The organism is Corallococcus sp. AB049A, assembly GCF_003668885.1.
In the GTDB taxonomy this organism is placed as follows: Bacteria; Myxococcota; Myxococcia; order Myxococcales; family Myxococcaceae; genus Corallococcus; species Corallococcus interemptor.
The window spans coordinates 31,052-50,203 of record NZ_RAWL01000002.1; the positions used below are offsets into that span (position 1 = coordinate 31,052).

A 19,152-nucleotide genomic window follows, 5' to 3' on the forward strand; every position below is an offset into this window, starting at 1 on the left:
TGCCCTCCCCGCGAGAAGGCTCAGAGCACGTTCGCCTTGGCCTGCTGCGCCTTGATGAAGACCTCGCGCAGGCGGGTGGCGACCTTGGGCATCACGTCCTCGAAGGCGAACTCGGCGGACTGCCGCAGGGCCTCCTGGCCCGCGGCGGCTCCGCCCAGCCACGCGGAGGCGCCCTTGCTCTTCTGGGACGCGCCCTCGAACAGGTCGCTCATCTGGACGGTGTCCTGGCCCCCCTTGGAGCGGACCGTCAGCTTCAGCTCCGACACGAAGCCGCCGGCGTGGACGTCGAAGAATTGGATCTCCGGGATGATGAGCACGTCCGCGTCGCCCAGGTCGTCCGGGCTGGAGGCCTCCTGGACGGACTGGAAGACGGTGCCCATCATCTGCGGGAAGCTGCGCGTGAGCGCTTCACCAATGGTGATGTTCCAGGTGTGCGCGGCCCCCAGCGCGAAGTAGCTGTCCGAGTCGATGCGCGCCTTCTGCTCCGGAGAGATGAAGTAGCGCGCACGGAGCGCCAGCGGCGTCCCGGCGTTGGACATGGGCGCGGGGCTCGGGCGCACCTGGTGGGTACAACCGACGCACGCGAGCAGCGCAAGCAAAGGCAGCACAAGGTTTTTGGGCATGGCGGCTTCTTAGCCCACCCGGCCCGGCCTCCCAATCCCACCTGGGGACGATACCCATGCGACGAGAAGGTATGTCCAGACCCAGGGGGCCTGGACACCCGTCACGCCGCCGTCACGCCTGCCATCGGAGGCTCTGCACGATGACAGACACCCGGGGTGAGCTGGCATTGAGGCGTGGAGGAAGGCCGATGGCGTTCCGACAAGAGCTGTTCGACTCCGCGCCCATCCGGGTGCGGGTGGTGGAGGGCGCCTCCGAAACGCGGCGCTTCGTGCCGCCGCACCTGGAGGCGGACGCGGACGTGTCCATCGCCGGAGTCCACGACGCGGGAGGCGCCGCCGTGGAGGCGCTGCGGCGCGAGCCCGCGGACATCCTCTTCCTGGACGTGGACCTGGAGGACCTGGACGGCTTCCAGGTCCTCCACGAAGCGGGCAGCGCTGGTGAAGACGCTGCCCGAGCCCTCCCCTGCCCCGCGCTACCTGGAGCGGCTGGTCATCCGCGAGGTGGGCCGGGTGACGCTGCTGCCCGTGGAGGACGTGGATTGGATTTCAGCGGAGGACAACTACGTCCAGGTGCACGTGGGCGGCCCCGGCCACCTGCTGCGTCAGCCGCTGCGCGAGCTGGAGGCCCGGTTGGATCCCGAGCGCTTCGTGCGCATCCACCGCTCCACGCTCGTCAACCTCCAGCGCGTCCAGGAGCTGCGCCCGCTGCTCCATGGCGAATACCAGGTCATCCTGCGCGACCGCACCACGCTGAAGCTCAGCCGCGGCTACCGCGAGCGCCTGGGCCCGCTGCTGGCGCAGGGGTGAAGGGGGCGACCTCCGCCGACGCGGCCTGGAGCCGGCATCGCGCCTCGGCGGCCCGCGCCTGCGCGGCCTCCGCGTGCCGCCCCAGCGACTGCATGAGGGACGCGGCGCGCGCGTAGTGCCCCGCCGCCAGCTCCGGAGGCAGCACCTGTTCGTCGGAGCGCGCGGACGCCAGCAGGTGCGGCAGCGCATGCTCCGTCCAGCCCGCCCCCAGCCAGTGGTGCGCCAGGAGGATGGAAGGCGCGCCGTCCTCCTCGAAAAGCGCGGCGAGCCGGGCGTGCAGCCCGCGCTCCTCGCCGGACCCCATCCCCGCCCGCACCGCCTCCATCACCAGGTCGTGGCTGAAGCGCTCGCCCAGCAGGACCTGCGCCGCCTCCAGCTCCGCCAGGGCCTCGTGCGCCTCCGCCGGTGTCACCTGGAGCCCCCGGGGCACCAGCGAGGCCCGGAAGAAGGCCCCGGCCAGCGCCGCGAGCCGCGCGCACTGGAGCGCCACCGGGGACAGCCCCTCCAGCCGCCACTGGATGAGCGGGCCCACGCGGCCGGGAGGCGGCAGCCGCTGGGGCCACTCGCGCTGGAGCGAGTCCGTCTCCAGCAGGTGCTTCAGCGTCTCCACCACGTACAGGGGATTGCCGCCCGTGTAGCGGGCCAGGGCCTCCACGTGCGCCTCCGCGCCCGGCAGCCCCATGGCGGCCACCATGCGCCGCACGTCCTCGTCCGTCAGCGCGTCCACCTCCACGATGCGCGCGAGCCCCGCGTCGACGAGCCGTGACACGTGCATCCGCGCCTCGGGCGACAGCTCGCCCCTGCGGTAGCAGTCGATGAAGCGCAGGCTCCGGCCGCCCGGAGGCGCCGTGTCCGCCAGCCGCTAGAACGCGAAGGTGAAGGCCCGGGCGCTGGCCGCGTCCCAGTACTGCACGTCATCCGCGACGCTGATGTCCTCGTGCTCGTGGAGCAGCTGGAGCGCCGCCACGATGGCGTCATAGAAGCGCAGCATGCCGGCCCCGGACGCCAGCGGCGGCAAGAGCCGCGGCTCTCCCAGCTCCGGGAGGATGCGCGACAGCTCCGTGCGCACCCAGTCCGGCAGCTTCACGTCCGGCCAGCGCCGCAGCTGCGTGCGGAAGGCGCGCCTGGGAAGCGAACGGCACGTCCCGGTCCCCGGCCCGCGCATCGATGCGTCCCCAGCGGCCCTGCGTGGCCGCGAACTCCTCCGCGAGCCGGGACTTGCCGCTGCCGGGCTCGCCGGAGATGAACAGCAATTGGCCCGCCTCCCAGCCCGCCTCCAGCTGCCGCCACGCGGCCTCCCGGCCCACCAGCACGGGAGGCCGCAGCACGGACAGCGGCAGCGCGAAGCGCGTGGCCAGAGCGGAGCGCGGGCGCGCCGGGGTCTGCTCCACCTCCCGCACCAGGGCGAGCGTCTCCGGCATGGGGGTGACGCCCAGCTCCCGGTCCAGCACGTCGCGCAGGTGCTCGAAGGTCGCGAGCGCCGCGCCCCGATCCCCCTGGAGGTACTGCAGCCGGATGAGGTGACGGCCGGCCTGCTCGGATTCGGGCTCCTGCCGCGCCCATGCCCGGGCCAGCCCCAGGGCCGCGCTCCAGTCCCCCGCGGCGGTGAGCTGCGTGATGCGGGCCTCGCGCGCCTCGCGCACCCACCCCGCGATGCCAGCGCGGGCGCCGTCCAGCCAGCGCGCCAGCTCCGGACAGTCATCGAAGCCGAAGCCGGCCAGGAGCGTGCTGTCCTCCGCGTCGACGCACGACAGGGCCTCCGTGTGGGCGCGGGCCTCGGAGGCGGCCTTGAGGCACGCGGCGTCCACCGTCGACGGTGCGCTCAGGGCCAGCCGTTCGGCGTCGCCCTCCACCAGCGACTCCTCCCCCGTGGCGAGCCGCAGCCGGCGCAGCAGCTGCCGCAGGTTGCCGCGCACGGTGGTGGGCGACGAGTCCGGCCACAGGAGGGAGGCGAGCGGGAACTTGGGCGAGGGCCCCTGCAATGCCAGCCACGCCAGCAGCGCCGCGGTGCGCCGCTCCAATCGCACCCGCTGCCCGTCAGGGCCGCACAGCCGCGCCAATCCCAGGACCTGCACCCGCCATTCCCTGCCATCCACCGGAAGTCGCCCAGGCGTCGCGTCGTCGTTCGAACGGCGCACTTTATATCGGCGGGCCAACGCCAGAGGCCCTTCATCCCCTCGCGGCGGCCATGGCGCCAGGAGGCACCATCTGTCGCCAGACGTGGGAGCAAGCCTCCGTCAGCCCATCCCGTCTGGAAATGGGCCACGGCCAGACGGGCGTTGGAGCGCTGGTGAAGGCCCCCGTGAAGCCTGGAGCCGCGCACGGCCCATGCGCATTCATTCCCCATGCTGGCCTTTCGACAGTGCGGCCTCACGTTGCTGTCGCTGTCCGTGGCCTGGCCGGTGTTCGCGGCCGGCCCCACGGCCTGGGGCGAAGGCATGATGGTGAAGGTCCGGCCGGACGACACCGCACCCGGCACCGCCACGGAGGTCCGGCTCACCGCCGCGCGCAACGAGTTCGTCTCCTTCCAGGTGGCGCTGCACGGCGGAGACACCGGCCTGAAGGGCGTGCACGCCCGCCTGCCCGCGCTGGAGGGCCCGGGCTCCAAGACGCTCACGGGGCCGGACGTGATGCTGTACCGGCAGACGTACCTCACCACGCGGCAGGCGTCCGTCCCCGGTCAGCCCGTGGGGCGTTGGCCGGACGGGCTGGTGCCGGAGACGGATGAGATTGCCCGCGAGGCGCGCAATGCCTTCCCCTTCGACGTGCCCGCGCGGGAGGCACGCGCCCTCTGGGTGGACGTGCACGTGCCCGCGGACGCGCCGCCCGGCGAGTACTCGGGCACGGTGACGGTGGAGGCGGACGGAGGCTTCCAGCGGCAGGTGACGGCGAGGCTGACGGTGGTGGACGCGCGGATGCCCGGCACGGCCTCGCTGGCCTCGGCGTTCCCGCTGTCGCCGGGGCAGGTGTGCCTCGCGCACCTGGGGCACGCGGACTGCTCGCACGCGGAACTGCAGCCGTTGCTCGTGCGCTACCAGCGGCTGGCGCTGGAGCACCGGCTCACGCTGCCCAAGCTCTTCGCCAGGATGTCCGGGCCCCAGGCGTGGAGCGAGTTCGACGCGACCTGGGGGCCCCTGCTGGACGGCACCGCGCCCACGCGGCTGTCCGGCGCGCGGATGACGAGCCTGGAGTACACCGGGCCCCTCACCGGCGCGGGGCTGGCGGACTTCACCACGCACCTGCGCGAGCGCGGCTGGTTGGACCGGGCCTATGCGCGCATCGGCGACGAGCCGCCCCACGGCTCCACCTTCGAGCAGGTGCAGGCCGCGGGGACGCTGGTGCGGCAGGCCGCGCCCGGCCTTCGCACCCTGCTGACGACGAACTCCATCAACCTGGAGGCCTACGCCCTGGGGCCCCTGGTGGACATCGTGGTGCCCCTGGTGAACCACCTGGAGGGCACGGAGCCGGGCTTCGTGGGAGACCAGACCGCGACCTACGGGAGCTTCCTCTCCCGTCCCGGAACCGAGTTGTGGACGTATCAGAGTTGCATGAGCCACGGCTGTGCGCCCGGCTTCCCCATGCCGGAGAACCAGCCGGGGGCGGGCTGGCCTTCGTACCTGGTGGACCGGCCCTCGGCGAAGGCCCGCGCCATGGAGTGGCTGACCTTCCTCTTCGGCGGCACGGGTGAGCTGTATTACGAGATGGCGTTGATGCTGCCCACGGCGTGGACGGACCAGTTCCACTTCAATGGCAACGGGGACGGGACGCTGTTCTACCCGGGCACGCCGGCTGTGATTGGCGGGACGACGGACGTGCCGCTGGCGTCACTGCGCCTGAAGCTCATCCGCCAGGGGATGCAGGACTACGAATGGCTCAAGGCGGTGAGCGACGCGGGAGACCCGGCCTTCGCGCACCAGGTGGCGCGGGAGCTGATTCCCACCGCGTGGCAGGTGCCGGACGACGGCGCCGCGTTCGATGCCGCGCGGCTGCGGCTCATCCAGCGCTACCAGGAGTTGACGCAAGGCAATCCGGCCGCGCCACGCATGGGCGCGGAGCCGGGGGATGCACCGGTGACGAAGAAGCCCGTGGCTCCGAACGTGCCAGGCGCCACGGGCGGCTGCGGTGCGGTTTCTGGCGCTCCGGTGGCGGGCCCCCTGCTGTGGGCGCTCTGGACGCTGGGCAGGAGACGCTCGTGCCGCCTCCCTACGCGGCCGAGCGCGAACGCCGGCGGCGCGTCATGCCCCAGGCGAACATCAGCAGCCCGCTCCAGCTGAGGCCCGCGGAGGTGCTCGCGCCACAGCCGAAACCTCCGGCAGGGGACGGTTCGTCGGGAGGCTGGACGCGCGCGGTGACACGCACCGGGAAGGTGCACGTGGCGCTGTTGCCCGAGGCATCCGTCGCGGTGGCCGTCACCAGCGTCGTTCCCACGGGGAACACCGCGCCGGACGCGTGGCTGTAGCTCAGCGTGGGGACGGAGACCGCGTCCTGCGCGATGGCCGCCGGGTAGTCCACGGCCAGGCCCTCTGGAGGCGCATCCTCCTTCTGCACCAGCGAGGGACAGGTGACCACCGGCTCGGTGGTGTCCTGGACGGTGATGGTGAAGGCGCAGGACGCCGAGTTGCCCGCGTCATCCGTGGCGGAGAGGACGACCTCGGTCGTGCCTGGCGGGAAGAGGCTCCCGGTGGGATGGCTCAGCGACACGCTGGGAGACACCGTCACCGTGTCGTGCGGGGTGGCCACGAAGAAGTCGACCCGGGTGCCCATGGCGTCCCGGGCCTCGACGGCCCTCGGAGCCGGGCAACCCACCTTTGGTGGCGTGGTGTCGCGCACCGTGACGGTGAAGGCGCATTGGCTGGTGTTGCCCGCCGCGTCCGTCGCCGTCGCGGTGACACGGGTGATGCCTGGCGGGAAGAGCGACCCGGGCGCATGGCTGACCACGAGCTCCGGCGTGGGCGTGACCGCATCCACGGCCGAGGGGGCCACGAAGTCCACGATGGCACCGGTGGGCCCCGTCGCCTCGGCGACGACGTTCGCGCCACACGTCAGGACCGGAGCCGTCCTGTCGAGCACCACCACGAAGAAGGCACAGCCGGAGGTGTTGCCGGCCTCGTCCGTCGCGGTGGCGACCACGCGCGTGGAGCCGACGGGGAAGACAGCGCCGCTGGCATGGCTCAACTCCACCTGGAGCGGGGCCGTGACCGCGTCCGTGGCCGTGGGGGTCGCGAACGTGACCGTGGCGCCGGAGGGGCCCGTCGCCTCGACCACCACCTCCGGGCCGCACGTCACGGACGGCGCCTGCGTGTCGCGCACGGTGACGAAGAAGGAACAGGTGTCCGTGCGGCCCAGCCCGTCCGTGACGGTGGCGCTCACGGACGTCGAGCCCAGCGGGAACTCCGTCCCGGAGACCTGGCTGTACGTCACGGAGAGCGGCCCGCGTCCAGCGGGCGTCGCGGCCGGGTACACGACGGAGGCGCCCCGGGCGCTGGTGGCCTCCGCCAGGACCGGCGAGGGACAGGTGACCTTTGGAGGAGGCGGCAGGGACACGGTCACGGTGAACGTGCACGAAGCACTGTTGCCCGCGCCGTCGGTCGCACGGACCCGCACCTGCGTGTCGCCCACGCCGAAGTGCGAGCCCGACGCGGCGCTGTACTCCACCGTGACGTCCGACACCGGATCCGAAGCGCTCGCGGCCGCGTAGGTGACATTGGCGCCCTGGAGGCTCGTGGCCTCCACCGCGAGGTCCGCCGGACAGGACAGCGAGGGCGGCGTCGTGTCCCGCACGGTGACAGGGATGGCACACGAGGCGGAGTTGCCCGCCGCGTCCTTCGCCGTGGCCATCACTTGCGTGGTGCCCACGGGGAACGTGCTGCCGCGCTCGTGGCTCAACGTCAGCGCGGGCGCCGACGTGACGGCATCCGTGACCGTGGGGGCCGGGAAGTCCACCGGGGCCCCGGTGCGGCCCACGGCCTCCACCACCACCTCACCCGGGCACGTGAGCACCGGCGCGGTGGTGTCGCGCACGGTGATGGAGAAGCCACAGGAGGCAGAGCGCCCGGCACCATCCAACAGCGAGGCGGTGACAGCGGTGCCTCCCAGCGCGAACACGCTCCCGGACGCCTGGCTGTACGTCACCGCGAGCGGAGGCTGGCCCGTGGCACTCGCGGCCGGGTAGCTGACAGGCACGCCCGAAGCGCTGGTGGCCTCGGCGACCACGTCCCCCGGGCAGGTGAGGGTCGCGGGCGGATAGGTGCAGGTGCCGCTCCCGCACGTTCCGCCCACGCACGCGCTCGAACAGCAGACGCCCTCCACGCAGAAGCGGCTGGTGCAGTCCGGATTGCTGCCGCACTTCGCCCCGTTCGCGGGGTCGTACACCAGCCGGAACCTCACCCGGAACTGGCCCGGCATCCAGTCATGGGGTTCGTACACCGCGAGGAAGCGCCCACGGCCCCAGGAGGCCAGCGAGAGCGGCGTCGTGTTCACCACGGTCAGGTCCAGCGGGGTCATGTTGGACAGGAAGAACCGCGACGCGTCGACCTGGGACAGGTCGGGCGCCAGCCGTCCACCCATGAGCTGGAGACTGGTCGGCGTGACCTCCCGCCAGACGAGCAGATAGACATTGCCGTCGAAGGCCACCGCGGGCACCTCCTTGGAGATGCTGGTGTTCGCGAAGAACGACCGGCCCCCGTTGTCCAGGACCGCGCCGTCCTGGGCCCGGACCCGCGCGCCGTAGACCTCGGACCGGGCGCCGCTCTTCTGGTCGGTCCACACCGTCAGGAAGTGGCTTCCATCGAAGGCCACGGCGGGGGTCCGCTGCGCTTCGGCGCGGGTCGTGATGGGAAGGCTCGGGCTGTCCACCACGATGCCGTCCGAGGCGCGCACCCGTGCGCCATGGATGTCTGGATTGGTGCTGCCATTGCGCTCATCCGTCCAGGCCACCAGGAAATAGCCCGCGCCAAAGGCAGTCGCGGGACTGCTTTCGTTGAAGCTCCCCGTCGCCACCGCGATGCCGTCGGCGTCCAGCACGGCGCCGTCCGACGCCCGGATCCGCGCGCCATATACGTCGGTCCCGGTCCCGTTCCGGGAATCCTCCCACGTCACGAAGAAGAGCCCGTCCCCAGAAGCCACCTTCGGGTTCCCCTGGGGCTGGGCCGCGGCGCTGATGATGAGGTCGGGCGCGTCCAGCACCGCGCCATCCGACTCGCGGATGCGCACGCCGTGGATGTCCCCGTCCGGGCTGCCCAGCGCGCTGGCCCTCCACGTCACCAGGAACCGCCCTTCCGCGAAGGCGACGGAGGGCGTGCTCCGGCTGCGGCTCCCCGTGCCGAGGCGAACGGGTTTCGGGTGGAGCAGCGCGCCGTCCGTTGCCCGCAGGCGCATCCCGTAGATGCTGGAGACGCCAGAGAGGTCCCGGTCATCGCTCCAGACCACGAGGTAGCTCTGCGTGCCCGCGGCCACCACGGCATCGACCTCCGCGTTGTTCGCGGCGGAGAGCAACAGCGAAGGGGTGTCGAGCACCACGAAGTCCGACGCCCGCACCCGCACGCCGTAGATGTCCTGGAGCACTTCGGTCCTGTGCTCCCAGACCACCAGGAAGCGGGTCCCATCGAAGAGGACGGAGGGAGACTGCTTGTCCAGGGAGACGGACGTGGACAGCAGGACGCCCCCTGGATCCAGCAGCGCGCCATCCGCCTGCACCCGCCGGCCCAGGATGTCGGCCTGCTTGCGCCACACGACCAGGAAGCGGCTTCCGTCCGAGGCCACGGCGCTCGACTCCTGCGCCGTCGTGCCGCCCGTGGCGATGGCCAGCCCCTGCGGATCCAGCACCACGCCGTCCGAGCCCCTGACCCGCGCGCCGAAGGTGCCCGTCACACCGTCCCGGGCGTCATCCCAGGTCACGAGGAAGGTCCCGGCCATGGAGGCGATGGAGGGATGGGATTGTCCGCCCGCCGCCGTGGAGATGGGGATGCCCGCCGGATCCAGCACCGTTCCCGCGGCATCGACGCGGGCGCCATAGAGGTCGTCCGACATTGGGTCGTTCCGGGAATCACTCCAGGCCACCAGGAAGCGGCTGCCATCGAAGCTCACGGCGGGCGAGCCCTGGGCGCCGGGCCCGGTGCCAATGGGAATGCCGGCCGGATCGAGGACCACGCCATCCGACGCCCTCACCCGCGTGCCGTAGACGTCGCCGGGGGTCCCGTTCCGGGAGTCGTTCCAGACCACGAGGTACTGGGTCCCGTCGAAGGCCATCGCCGACGAGGACTGCCCCCCGGCGGCGGTGGAGAGGGAGAAGACGGAGCCCAGGCGCGAGCCGCTGGAGATTTCGTACCGCGCGCCCTTCACGGAACCGCTTTCATCCCAGGTCACCAGGAAGTTGCGTCCATCGGTGGCCACGGAGGGATGGGACTGGTTGTTGGGACCCGTCGCCAGGCGAATGCCCTTCGGGTCCAACACCGTCCCGGTCAGCGTGGTCACGCGGGTCCCGATGACATCCTGGTTGCCGCCGTTGTCGACCGTCCAGATCACCAGGTAGGTGCCGCTGCTGGAGCTCACGGCGATCACCGGCTCGGACTCCGCGTTCCGGGTGGGCGCGGGCACCGGATAATCAATGGTCGTCTCGGATGAGGAGTCGATCGCGCCCAGCGCGGCTTGCGCCACCTGCTCGGAGCGGAGGGACTGGTTCACGCGGCGGATGACCGCCTGGAAGTCGATGGGAGGCGAGCCCTCCACCGGAGCACTCGCGGCGGGTTCCTCGGGCATCTGCGTGGGCGTGCAGCCGGTGAAGAGCAACACCAGACCGGCCACGAGCACGGACTTCAAACGGAGAGGATGGCGGGAGGCCATGAGGACTTCCAGGTTGGGAAGAGAGGTGTCAGTCCACGCACGACAGTGCGGCACGCTGACAAGGCCAGACACTACTCCACGTCCGGGGGTAGATTGCAGCGCATGAAGATGCATCTCGCACTGCGAATCACCGCGCTGTCGCTGCTCTGCGGCTGCGCGACAATTGACACCTCGAGTCTCACGCCGTCCTGCCGCGACCAGTACGACGCGTGTCTCAACAGCTGCGCGAAGTCTTCCCCGCCCCCTTCGCGCCAGCCGCCGGACTCCGTGCAGGGCCACGCGGAGCGCCTGACGCCCGACACCCAGACGCCTGGCTGCGTCGACAGCTGCAACCAGCAGGCGAAGACCTGCACCTGAGCCCATGGCCCCGGAGCGCTACGAGACGCTGGATGGCTCCACGCCGGACGTCACCCCGCTGGCGGCGGAGGTCGGGCTCAAGCAGCCGTTGAGCGCCTTCACCCTGCTGGAAGGCGGTGACGTCTTCGAATCACGCGCAGGCCGTCCTCCCGCGGAAGGCCCCGCGAAGGCCCGCGCCTATGTGAGCGCGAAGCTGGAGCTCAAGCCGTACGGCGCACCGGCGGCGCAGGTGAAGCGGGTGCAGGAGGAGATTGCACGGCAGCTCTCCGGCAACCTCCAGCTCATCGCCCGCATGGAGGCGGCGCGGCCCCTGACGCTGGAGCTGATTCCGCCCGGGCACACACTCGTGAAGTACGGCTATCCCCGGGCCGTGTCGCCCCAGGCCGCGGGCCTGTTCTGGGACCACCCGGACTGGCCCCGGGCCCGCATCGCGCTGAGACAGGACCGGCTGGAATCGGAGCAGTACCTGGTGTTTCACGAGATGGCGCACGCCATCCAGGGACTGGCCTTCACCCAGAAGGAGAGCGAGCTCATCTACCGCACGATGCTCCGCACATACCGCAGCCGCGCGGCGGTGGACGAGGTCTTCGCCATCTACAGCGAGCGCGAGTTCGTCACCGGCGTCTCCGAGCGGGACCTGCGCGCACCCGGCGTGTACGGCATGGCCCGCCAGCGGTGGAACGAGGAGCACGTGTTCACCCGCTTCGTGCGCAACCTCTACTTCCCCTACAAGCCCCTGGCGGGCGGCACCGCGGGAATGACTTCGTCCAGCTTCGGTTGAGACGGCTTCCGGGCGCATGGTAGGAGGAGGCGGGCCGGTCGCCTCGGCGGAACATCATGGACTCCCCCGGTGCTGGACGGCCTCGTCGTCGGTTGACGCGAATCATCGCGAGCGCGGGCCTGATCCTCCTCGCGACGTTCGTCCTCCTGCTCATCGCGGTCGTGACCGCGTTGCACCACCTGGATCACCCCTGGCTGAAGTCGCGCGTCGTCGCGCAGGTGGAAGCCGCCACGAACGTGCGGCTGGACTACCGGACGGCGCGCATCGACGTGCTCTCCGGGCTGCGCATGGAAGGCCTGGTGGTGCGCACCCCGCCGCCGTTCCAGGACGTCGAGCCGGACCTCCTGCGTGTCGGCGCGCTGGAGGTCGCGTGGTCGTTTGGGGCGCTCGTGAACGGACCGGTCCGGGTGGAGCGGGTGTCGGTGCGCGACGCGACCGTCATCCTGGTGGCGGATGACCAGGGAACCACGTCCCTCACGAACCTGACCGGACCGCCGGAGCCCGAACCGCTGGACGAAGCCGCCCCCGGCACGTCCCAGCAGGTCGCGGAAATCTTCGCCGCCCCCTTCCCCGTCTCCAGCATCGCCCTGGCCAACGTGTCGCTGACCTACGTCCGCGTCCAGGGCCGCACGGTGGTGGACCGCTGGTCGCTGCGCGGGCTGGAGGCCGGCATCGAAGCGAAGCCCCAGGACAAGGCCTGGAAGCTCCTGGTGGACCTGGGGCGGACGGGAAAGCCCCTGGCCCTCACGCTGAACCGAGAGGCGCCCGCCGTCCCCGGAGCCGAGGCCCTGCTGGAGCTGGCCCTGTCCGCGGAGGTGAACGCGGACGCCGCTCGCGTGAAGATGGACCTGGATGTCGCGCGGCAGACCTTCGACCCGCGCTTCACGCTCCGCTCGCTGCTGCACGGCGCGGTGACGGCGAAGTTCGATACGGAGAAGCAGCTCACCACCGTCGACCTGGACCGCACGCGGCTGACCGACAGCGCGGAGGTGGAGGCCCGGGTGGTGCTGCCGGACTCGGCGGAGGTGCCGCCCGTGCTGACGCGGGCCCTGGCGAACGTGGACCTGGGGCGCCTGTTTCAAGGGCTCCCCGCGGACCTGCGCCCCTTCTCCGTGGAGAGCGGCAAGGTGCACCTGGAGGCCCAGGAGGTCACGCTCAGCGACATGCCCCAGCTGGGGGCGCAGGGACGGGTCGGGTTGGATGTCGACGTGGCGAAGCTCCTCTTCGCGCAGGAGGGCCAGCGGGTGGAGCTGGGCGATGGACGCCTCTCCCTGAACGCGACCCCGGATGCATCGCAGGGACTGGCCGCGAGGCTCACGTTCGCGCTCCAGGGGCTCGACGTCGGGGGCGCCACGCCGCTGCGCATTCCGAAGGCCTCCGGTGAGCTGACGGGGAAGCAGCTGCGGCCCGACCTCTCCTCGCCATTGCGGGTCGCCGGAGACGCGGCCCTGTCCGCCAGGGTGGACGCGCTGGACCTGCGCGCGTCCGGGCACCGCGTGACGGCGGAGCGGATGGGCTTGAAGCTCCAGGCGCCGCTGACTGCGAAGCCTCCCTTCGCGCTGAAGGCGGACCTGCCCGTGGAGGCACTGCGGATCATCACCCCGGAAGGCCGCGAGGTGCTGAAGGGCCCCGCGCGCGTCCAGCTGAACGTGACGGAGGCCTTCCCCACGATGGAGGACCCGCGGCGGAGCAGGGCCCGCGCACGGGTGGAGCTGGACGTGGGCACGCTGCACGCGTCGCTGGACGCCACCAAGGGCACCGACGACGTGGCGTACGCGCTGGACGTCCAGACGCCGGACCTCGTCGCCGCGCGGCCGTACCTTCCGGAGGACGTCGCCGCGCGACTCTCCTGGAAGCAGCTGGCCGTCACGCTGACCTCCAAGGGCAAGCTGACGGCCCTCTTCGAGCCCTCGCCGCGCGTGGACCACCAGACGGAGCTGCGCCTGCAACGGCTGGGATGGGACGACGTGTCGGCCGCCACCGCCGCGCTCGTGCTGAAATCCCAGGGCGACGCGTGGAAGCACAAGGGCGACCTGGACCTGAAGGTCGAAGGGCTGCGCATCGCAGAGACCGACGCGGGCACGCAACACCAGACGCTGTCGTTCGACATCGACCGCCGCAAGCTCGCGCTCCGGCTGGGGCTCAACGGCCGTGAGGGGCTGAAGGTCGCCGCCGACGCTGCGCTGGCATACGACCGGAAGGCCCGCGCGCTCCGCGTGGACGTGAAGGGGGACTTCCCGCCCCTGGGGCCCCTGTCGCCGCTGCTGGCGAAGGCGCGCGTGCCCCCGGAAGTCGACCCGTCGAAGCTCGCGATGACCGGCGAGCTGCACGGCACCCTGACCGGCCTCATCACGCACCTGGGCTCCGACGGCAGCTTCCGCCTGGCGCCCATGCCTCCGCGCGCCGCCAGCTTCGAGGGCAAGGCGCAGGTGGACCTGCGCGGCGTGCGCTGGAAGCAGGCGGACCAGACCATCAACGTCCCCGCCCTGCGCTGGCAGGGGGAATCCCACGCGGAAGGCCCCAAGCGGACCGTCCGCACGACGCTCGCGGTGGAGAAGCTCACCGTCAGCATGAACGAGCGCCGGCTGACGTTCGCGGACCTCTCCAGCGACAGCACCGCCACCTTCACCGACCAGTGGGAGAAGGGGGACATCGAGCTGAGGCAGCGGGTGAAGGTCCGCTCGCTGGAGCAGAAGCCGGCGCTGCCCTACCCCGTCCAGGACGTGGAGGCGTCGTTCTCCGTCCAGCGCAAGCCCACCGGCGTCATCCGCATCCCGGACCTGCGCCTGTCCAACGGCGGCACCCAGACGCAGCTGAAGGTCCAGGGCCGGCTCGACCTGAGCAACGAGCAGCAGCGCATGGGGCTCCGGGGCTCGCTGGAGCAGGACCTGGCCCACCTCGCGCGGGCCGGGCAGCTGGAGAGCAGCGGCAAGGCCACGGTGAACTTCCGGGTGGCGTCTCCGGACCTGACGGTGTTCCGCACCACCTCCAACCTCAAGCTGGAGAACGTGAACGTGCGGATGCCTCAGTCCGGCATCGTCGTGGAGGCGCTCAACGGCGACGTGCCGCTGACGGAGAACGTGGAGGTCTCCCCGGATGGGGTGCGGCTGCTCAACGACCTGGACGTCAATCCGTACTCGATGCTGCGCTTCGCGGATCAACACCCGCTGCTCACGCGCAGCGGCTTCATGTCCGCGGACCGCATCACCACGCCGTGGGTGACCATCGCGCCGCTGGCGGGCAACCTGGCCATCAACCAGAACGTGTTCTCCATGAGCCAGCTGGAGATGGGCGTGCGCGGCGGGCGCATCACCGGTCAGTGCATGCTGGACTACCAGGGCAGGAACTCCACGATGGAGGCCCACGTGCGCGCCACGGGCGTGAAGTCCTCCCGGGGCGAGCCCTTCGACGGCAACGCCGCCATGGTCATCTCCGCCCGGGATCGCAGCATCAACGGCCGCGCGGAGATATTGCGCATCGGCAACCGCCACCTGTTGGACCTGCTCGACCTGGAGGACCCGCACCACACCGACCCCGCCACCAACCGCGTCCGCTACGCGTTGAGCCTGGGCTATCCGGAGCACGTGCGCGTGAGTTTCAAGCAGGGCTTCGGCAGCCTGCTCATCACCATGGGCGGGCTGGCCCGGCTGGTCAGCATCGATGAAATCCGCGGCATCCCCCTGGGCCCCATCGTCGACCGAATGATGACTTCCATGACCCCTCCGGAGGCGCTGCCATGAAACACCGTGGGTTGCTGCTGGTGGCCGCCCTCACCGCTCCCGGGTGCATCCGCGCCCCGGAGATCGTCATGGTGGACCGGGCGACGGCGCTCGAGGAGCAGGCCGCGGGCTCGTACAAGGACGTGGAGCAGCGGCTCGCCAGAGCGGGCATGAACCCCACGCCGGTGCCGCTGACGCCCAACCAGCTGGAGGACCTGGGCATCCAGCCTCCGCCGCTGGTGGAGAACCTGGGCAAGACGCAGGCGGACCGCGTGGACGACCTGGTGCGGCGCCACTGCGTGGGCGAGGGCAAGGACGGCCTGCTGGTGCTCACCCGGAAGCAGTGCACGGCCGGGCGCGTGTCCGCGGACGACGCCGCCCTCGTCGAGCGCGTGAACCGGGCCCGGCGCCAGCTGTGGCAGTGGATGAAGACGGTGCGCCCCGGCGTGCCGGAGGCCACGCTGCGTGAGAACTGGCGCCAGGCGCACGCGGAGGGCGTCGTCTGCGGCGGCTGGATGGAGGCCGAGGACGGCACCTGGGGAGAGAAGAAGTGCTGACCCTCCGGGCCCCCTGGTTCCTGGCCCTGGCCGTGCTCCTCGCGAGCGACGCCCGGGCCCAGGACGACGAGAACGACGGAGGCATGGTCCTGCCCGAGCGGCTCACCGTGGGCATGGGGGACCAGTTCCTGGGACAGCTGGCGCCCGACGAGAACCAGCTGCTGTTCGTGTCCAACCGGGACATCGCCACGGAGATCTTCAGCCAGGACCTGGAGAAGGGCCGCGAGCGCCGCCTCTTCGACGAAGGCGCGGACGTGACGTGGCCGCGCATCAGCCCCAATGGCAAGCAGCTGCTCTACATCTCCTTCCGCACCCAGGCCGGCGGCCAGCTGTGCGTGAGGGACCTGCCGGAGGCGAAGGAGCGCCACTGCCTGGAGGAGGAGACCAGCGCGCTGCAGGCGGAGTGGATTGACGACACGCACATCGCGCTGGTGAGCCGCGCGACCATCCAGGGAGACCTGCGGCTGTCGAAGGTCGCGCTGGAGGCCCGGTGGCAGGTGACGCCGCTGCTGGAGCGCAACCTGACCAGCCCCGCGGTCTCCCCGGACGGACGCTGGCTGGTGTACGTCCCCGTGCAGCGCTCCGCGCAGGAGGTGGGGCCGGGCTTCGCGGCGCGAGCGGCACCGCACCTGGAGGCCGTCCGGCTGGATGTCCCGGGCGCGGCCCCCGTCCCGCTGACGCTGGACATCCCGGGCAAGACGGGCCAGCCGGTGTTCGCGCGCGACGGACGCTCGCTGTACGTGGTGCAGTTCTTCACCGACTCCAACGGGGACGGGGTGATTGACGCGAGCGACAGCGGGGTGCTGTTCCGCGTGCCCTTCCCTTCCGAGCGCGACGACGCACCCGCGCAGGCCTCCGCCTCCAGCCCGGATCAGCTGACCAGCCAGGCATGGAACTGCGAGTACCCCTCCCCCACCGCCGCGTCGGTCATCACGACCTGCTCCCGGGGCCTGTCGCTGGACGTGTACCGGCTGCCGCTGGGCGGGCAGGTGCCCACGCAATGGGACGTGGCCCGCCTCAACGAGGAGCTGGGCATGGTGGGCCGGCGCGCGGATCAGCTCATCCTCTACCGCCAGCGGATGCTGCTGGAGAAGCGGCCCAAGCTCCGCCGGCTGTTGCTGATGCGCCTGAGCCAGCTGCACCTGGCCAACGGCGACTTCGACGCCGCGGAGTACTACGCCCGGCACATGTCCACGGTGGAGGATCCCCCCACCGCCGGACTGTCGGAGCCCCTGCGGCTGCTCATCGCCCACCGCAAGGCCCTGAAGGAACGCGACCGGGGCCGCATGGTGGACGAGCTGCAGGAGGCCGAGCGCCAACGCATGGCGGCGTTGGATCCCGCCGCCGCGCCCAGCCCACCCTCCGCCGTCTACCGGCGCGTCATTCGCAGCGAGCTGGCGCAGTCCTCCGGCGACTTCACGCTCGCGAAGCAGGAGCTGGAGGCGGCCTGGCTCACGGACACCACGCCGCGCGCGGTGCTGGAGGCCTGGCACGAACAGGCGGACGCGCTGTACCGCGAGCTGGACGACCGGCAGGCGCTGGTCGCCGCGGGACGCCAGCTGTCCCAGAACAAGGTCTTCAAGGCGGATGATCAGCTCGACTTCGCGCGCGCCGCCGTCCGGGCGCTGTACCGGGGACGGCCCTACGCGGAAGCGGACGCCGCCATGGCCCAGGCGCTCGCGGCGGAGAGCCCGGGGACGCCGTATGCGTTCGCCCTGGAGCTGGGCCGCCACGTCAACGCACTGAACGTGGAGCGCCCTCCCCGCCCCGTCCGGGACGCGCTGGTCGCCTTCTACAAGCAGCAGCAGGACCCGCTCCGCCGCCGCATGGTGGTGCAGGACACCGCCGAGCGCGCGGCGAGCCTGGGCGCCGACGGCGTGATGGAGGACCTGGCCACGCTCTACGTCGACGACACCCCGGCCGGCACCGAGGAGCGCCGCCGGGCGGAGCGGCTGTTCCGCCGCGCGCTGATGGGCCGCGCCTACCGCCGCATGGCGAGGGACAGGATGGACGAGGCCCGCGCGGACTTCGACCTGGTGACGCGGCGGACCGCGTCGCTGGAGAGCGCCGTCGAGTCCATGAGCCTGCGTCTGCGCGCGGGCGTCCCTCCGGAGCAGATCATCCAGGAGGTCACCACGGACGTCCCGGGCAAGGCGAAGTCGCTCTCGCACTTCGTCAAGGCCTACGTGACGACGCGCCGGCTTTCCAAGCTGGACGACGAAGCCCACGCCCAGGCGGTGAAGACCGGCCTCGCGGAGCTGCGCGCGGCGTGGCAGGAGCTCAAGAACCAGCGCGAGGTGCAGGCCCTCATGGGGGCCATCCACCACGAGGACTTCCTGCGCGGCCACAACCCCGCCGCCGCCGAGCGCGCCAACCGCCACTACCTGGTCGCCCTGGACCTGGTGCGCAACAACGCGCGCTACAAGGCGATGCTGCTGGGCGCGCTGGGCCTCCTGCACACGCAGGTGGGCAACTACCACATCGCCCTGGGCTACCTGGACGAGCGGGACAAGCTGCCCTACACGGACAACGGCGCGGGCCTGTCGGTGGCCCTGGCGCGAGCCCGGGCGCTCCTGCACGTCAACCGCGAGGCGGAGGCCGCGCAGGCGGCGGACAAGGCCCTGGCCACCGTGGAGGCCGCGCCGAAGCTGGCCCGGTTCATCCCGCTGGTGATGGACCGGGCGGCCCTCTACAACCTGGCCGCGGGCCGCTTCGAGCGGGCCCTGGCGCTCTACGACCGCGCGCTGCCCCCCATCGAGGCCGGCCCTCGCGACGAGGAGGGCCTGCGCAACCGGCTGGTGCTGCGGCTGGCCCGTGGTGGCGCGGCGCTGGGCGCGGACCAGGCCCAGCGGGCGCTGGACGACCTGGACCAGGTGGACCGGGAGCTGTCGACGCCCGCCGTGCAGGCCACGCTGAAGCAGGCCCACGCCACGCCCAAGTACGTGCAGCGCGCGTATCGCCTCATCGCCGCGGGGCTGCGCGCCAACGCGGAGACGCGGCTCGGGCGCAGGGACGCCGCCGCCCGAGCGCTGGAGCGGCGGCGCGCGCTCTTCCTGGAACAGTTCGACGAGCTGGACCGCGACGAGGACATCCGCGCGGTGACGCTGGCGGAGCTGCGGCTGGCGGAGAACGCCGTGGACCGCCGCGAACCCGCGCAGGCGGCTCGATGGCTGGGCAAGGCGCTGGAGCACGCGGACTCGCTGATGGCGCGCACCCACGCGCCGGTCGATGCGGGCCAGCTGGACGTGCTCTGGTTCGCGGCGCAGCTGCAATCCGAGGCGGGGACGCCCATGCCCTTCAACGTGCCCCAGCGGATGGAGCAGGCGCGGCGCACGCTGCTGGAGCAGCGCGACCCGGCGTGGCGCGCCTATCTGGCGTGGTTCAACATCTACCTGGCGCTCGACGGCGCCGGGCAAAAGCCAGTGCCTGCGCAGGAAGCCCGGAGCGCGGCCGAGTAGCGCGTCTGT

The 19,152-nt window shown here is 71.7% G+C and carries 13 protein-coding genes; 7 read left to right on the forward strand and 6 right to left on the reverse strand.

Annotation, left to right across the window (positions count from 1 at the left end; genetic code table 11):
* Positions 1–20 precede the first annotated feature (20 nt).
* Both D7X55_RS00425 and D7X55_RS44040 read right to left on the reverse strand, forming a co-directional pair.
* Positions 21–623, reverse strand: a complete 603-nt coding sequence (locus D7X55_RS00425; protein WP_147442595.1) for a hypothetical protein — start codon at positions 621–623, stop codon at positions 21–23.
* A gap of 112 nt (positions 624–735) precedes the next feature.
* Positions 736–993, reverse strand: coding sequence for a hypothetical protein (locus D7X55_RS44040; protein ID WP_199746818.1), 258 nt, complete (start codon positions 991–993; stop codon positions 736–738).
* Between the two features lie 68 nt (positions 994–1,061).
* Between D7X55_RS44040 and D7X55_RS00430 the strand changes: the two genes are divergently transcribed.
* The gene (locus tag D7X55_RS00430; RefSeq protein WP_233609420.1) at positions 1,062–1,430 is read left to right on the forward strand and encodes a LytTR family DNA-binding domain-containing protein; all 369 of its coding nucleotides are present in this window, start codon (positions 1,062–1,064) and stop codon (positions 1,428–1,430) included.
* On the opposite strand, the gene D7X55_RS44400 is transcribed toward D7X55_RS00430, so the two are convergent.
* From D7X55_RS44400 to D7X55_RS44405, 3 genes are all read right to left on the reverse strand, one after another.
* A complete protein-coding gene (locus D7X55_RS44400; protein WP_233609421.1) occupies positions 1,381–2,199 on the reverse strand; it encodes a hypothetical protein in 819 nt (272 codons plus the stop codon). The two genes, D7X55_RS00430 and D7X55_RS44400, sit on opposite strands and share 50 nt — an antisense overlap.
* A gap of 93 nt (positions 2,200–2,292) precedes the next feature.
* Complete coding sequence (locus tag D7X55_RS45275; RefSeq protein ID WP_255424937.1) at positions 2,293–2,421, reverse strand: hypothetical protein; 129 nt, start codon at positions 2,419–2,421, stop codon at positions 2,293–2,295.
* A complete protein-coding gene (locus D7X55_RS44405; protein ID WP_233609422.1) occupies positions 2,405–3,526 on the reverse strand; it encodes a BTAD domain-containing putative transcriptional regulator in 1,122 nt (373 codons plus the stop codon). Before D7X55_RS44405 ends, D7X55_RS45275 begins: the two co-directional genes overlap by 17 nt.
* 249 nt (positions 3,527–3,775) lie before the next feature.
* On the opposite strand from D7X55_RS44405, the gene D7X55_RS00440 reads away from it, so the two are divergent.
* A complete protein-coding gene (locus D7X55_RS00440; protein ID WP_121721856.1) occupies positions 3,776–5,704 on the forward strand; it encodes a DUF4091 domain-containing protein in 1,929 nt (642 codons plus the stop codon).
* Here the strand turns inward: D7X55_RS00440 and D7X55_RS00445 are convergent.
* The gene (locus D7X55_RS00445) at positions 5,634–10,271 is read right to left on the reverse strand and encodes an HYR domain-containing protein (protein ID WP_158626291.1); all 4,638 of its coding nucleotides are present in this window, start codon (positions 10,269–10,271) and stop codon (positions 5,634–5,636) included. The genes D7X55_RS00440 and D7X55_RS00445 overlap by 71 nt on opposite strands.
* 102 nt (positions 10,272–10,373) lie before the next feature.
* Here D7X55_RS00445 and D7X55_RS43180 point away from each other — a divergent pair, with 102 nt between their 5' ends.
* The 5 genes from D7X55_RS43180 (at position 10,374) to D7X55_RS00465 (ending at position 19,143) form a co-directional block, all read left to right on the forward strand.
* Positions 10,374–10,628 (forward strand): hypothetical protein, encoded by a 255-nt coding sequence (locus tag D7X55_RS43180; RefSeq protein ID WP_158616114.1) that lies wholly within the window; start codon positions 10,374–10,376, stop codon positions 10,626–10,628.
* 4 nt (positions 10,629–10,632) lie between these two features.
* Positions 10,633–11,409, forward strand: coding sequence for a hypothetical protein (locus D7X55_RS00450; RefSeq protein WP_121721858.1), 777 nt, complete (start codon positions 10,633–10,635; stop codon positions 11,407–11,409).
* Between the two features lie 92 nt (positions 11,410–11,501).
* On the forward strand, positions 11,502–15,149 hold the full coding sequence (locus tag D7X55_RS00455) for a hypothetical protein (protein WP_306437694.1): 3,648 nt from the start codon (positions 11,502–11,504) through the stop codon (positions 15,147–15,149).
* Positions 15,146–15,685, forward strand: a complete 540-nt coding sequence (locus tag D7X55_RS00460; protein WP_120546187.1) for a DUF1318 domain-containing protein — start codon at positions 15,146–15,148, stop codon at positions 15,683–15,685. The genes D7X55_RS00455 and D7X55_RS00460 overlap by 4 nt, the downstream gene beginning before the upstream one ends.
* Positions 15,679–19,143, forward strand: coding sequence for a PD40 domain-containing protein (locus tag D7X55_RS00465; RefSeq protein ID WP_121721860.1), 3,465 nt, complete (start codon positions 15,679–15,681; stop codon positions 19,141–19,143). The genes D7X55_RS00460 and D7X55_RS00465 overlap by 7 nt, the downstream gene beginning before the upstream one ends.
* Positions 19,144–19,152: the final 9 nt, after the last annotated feature.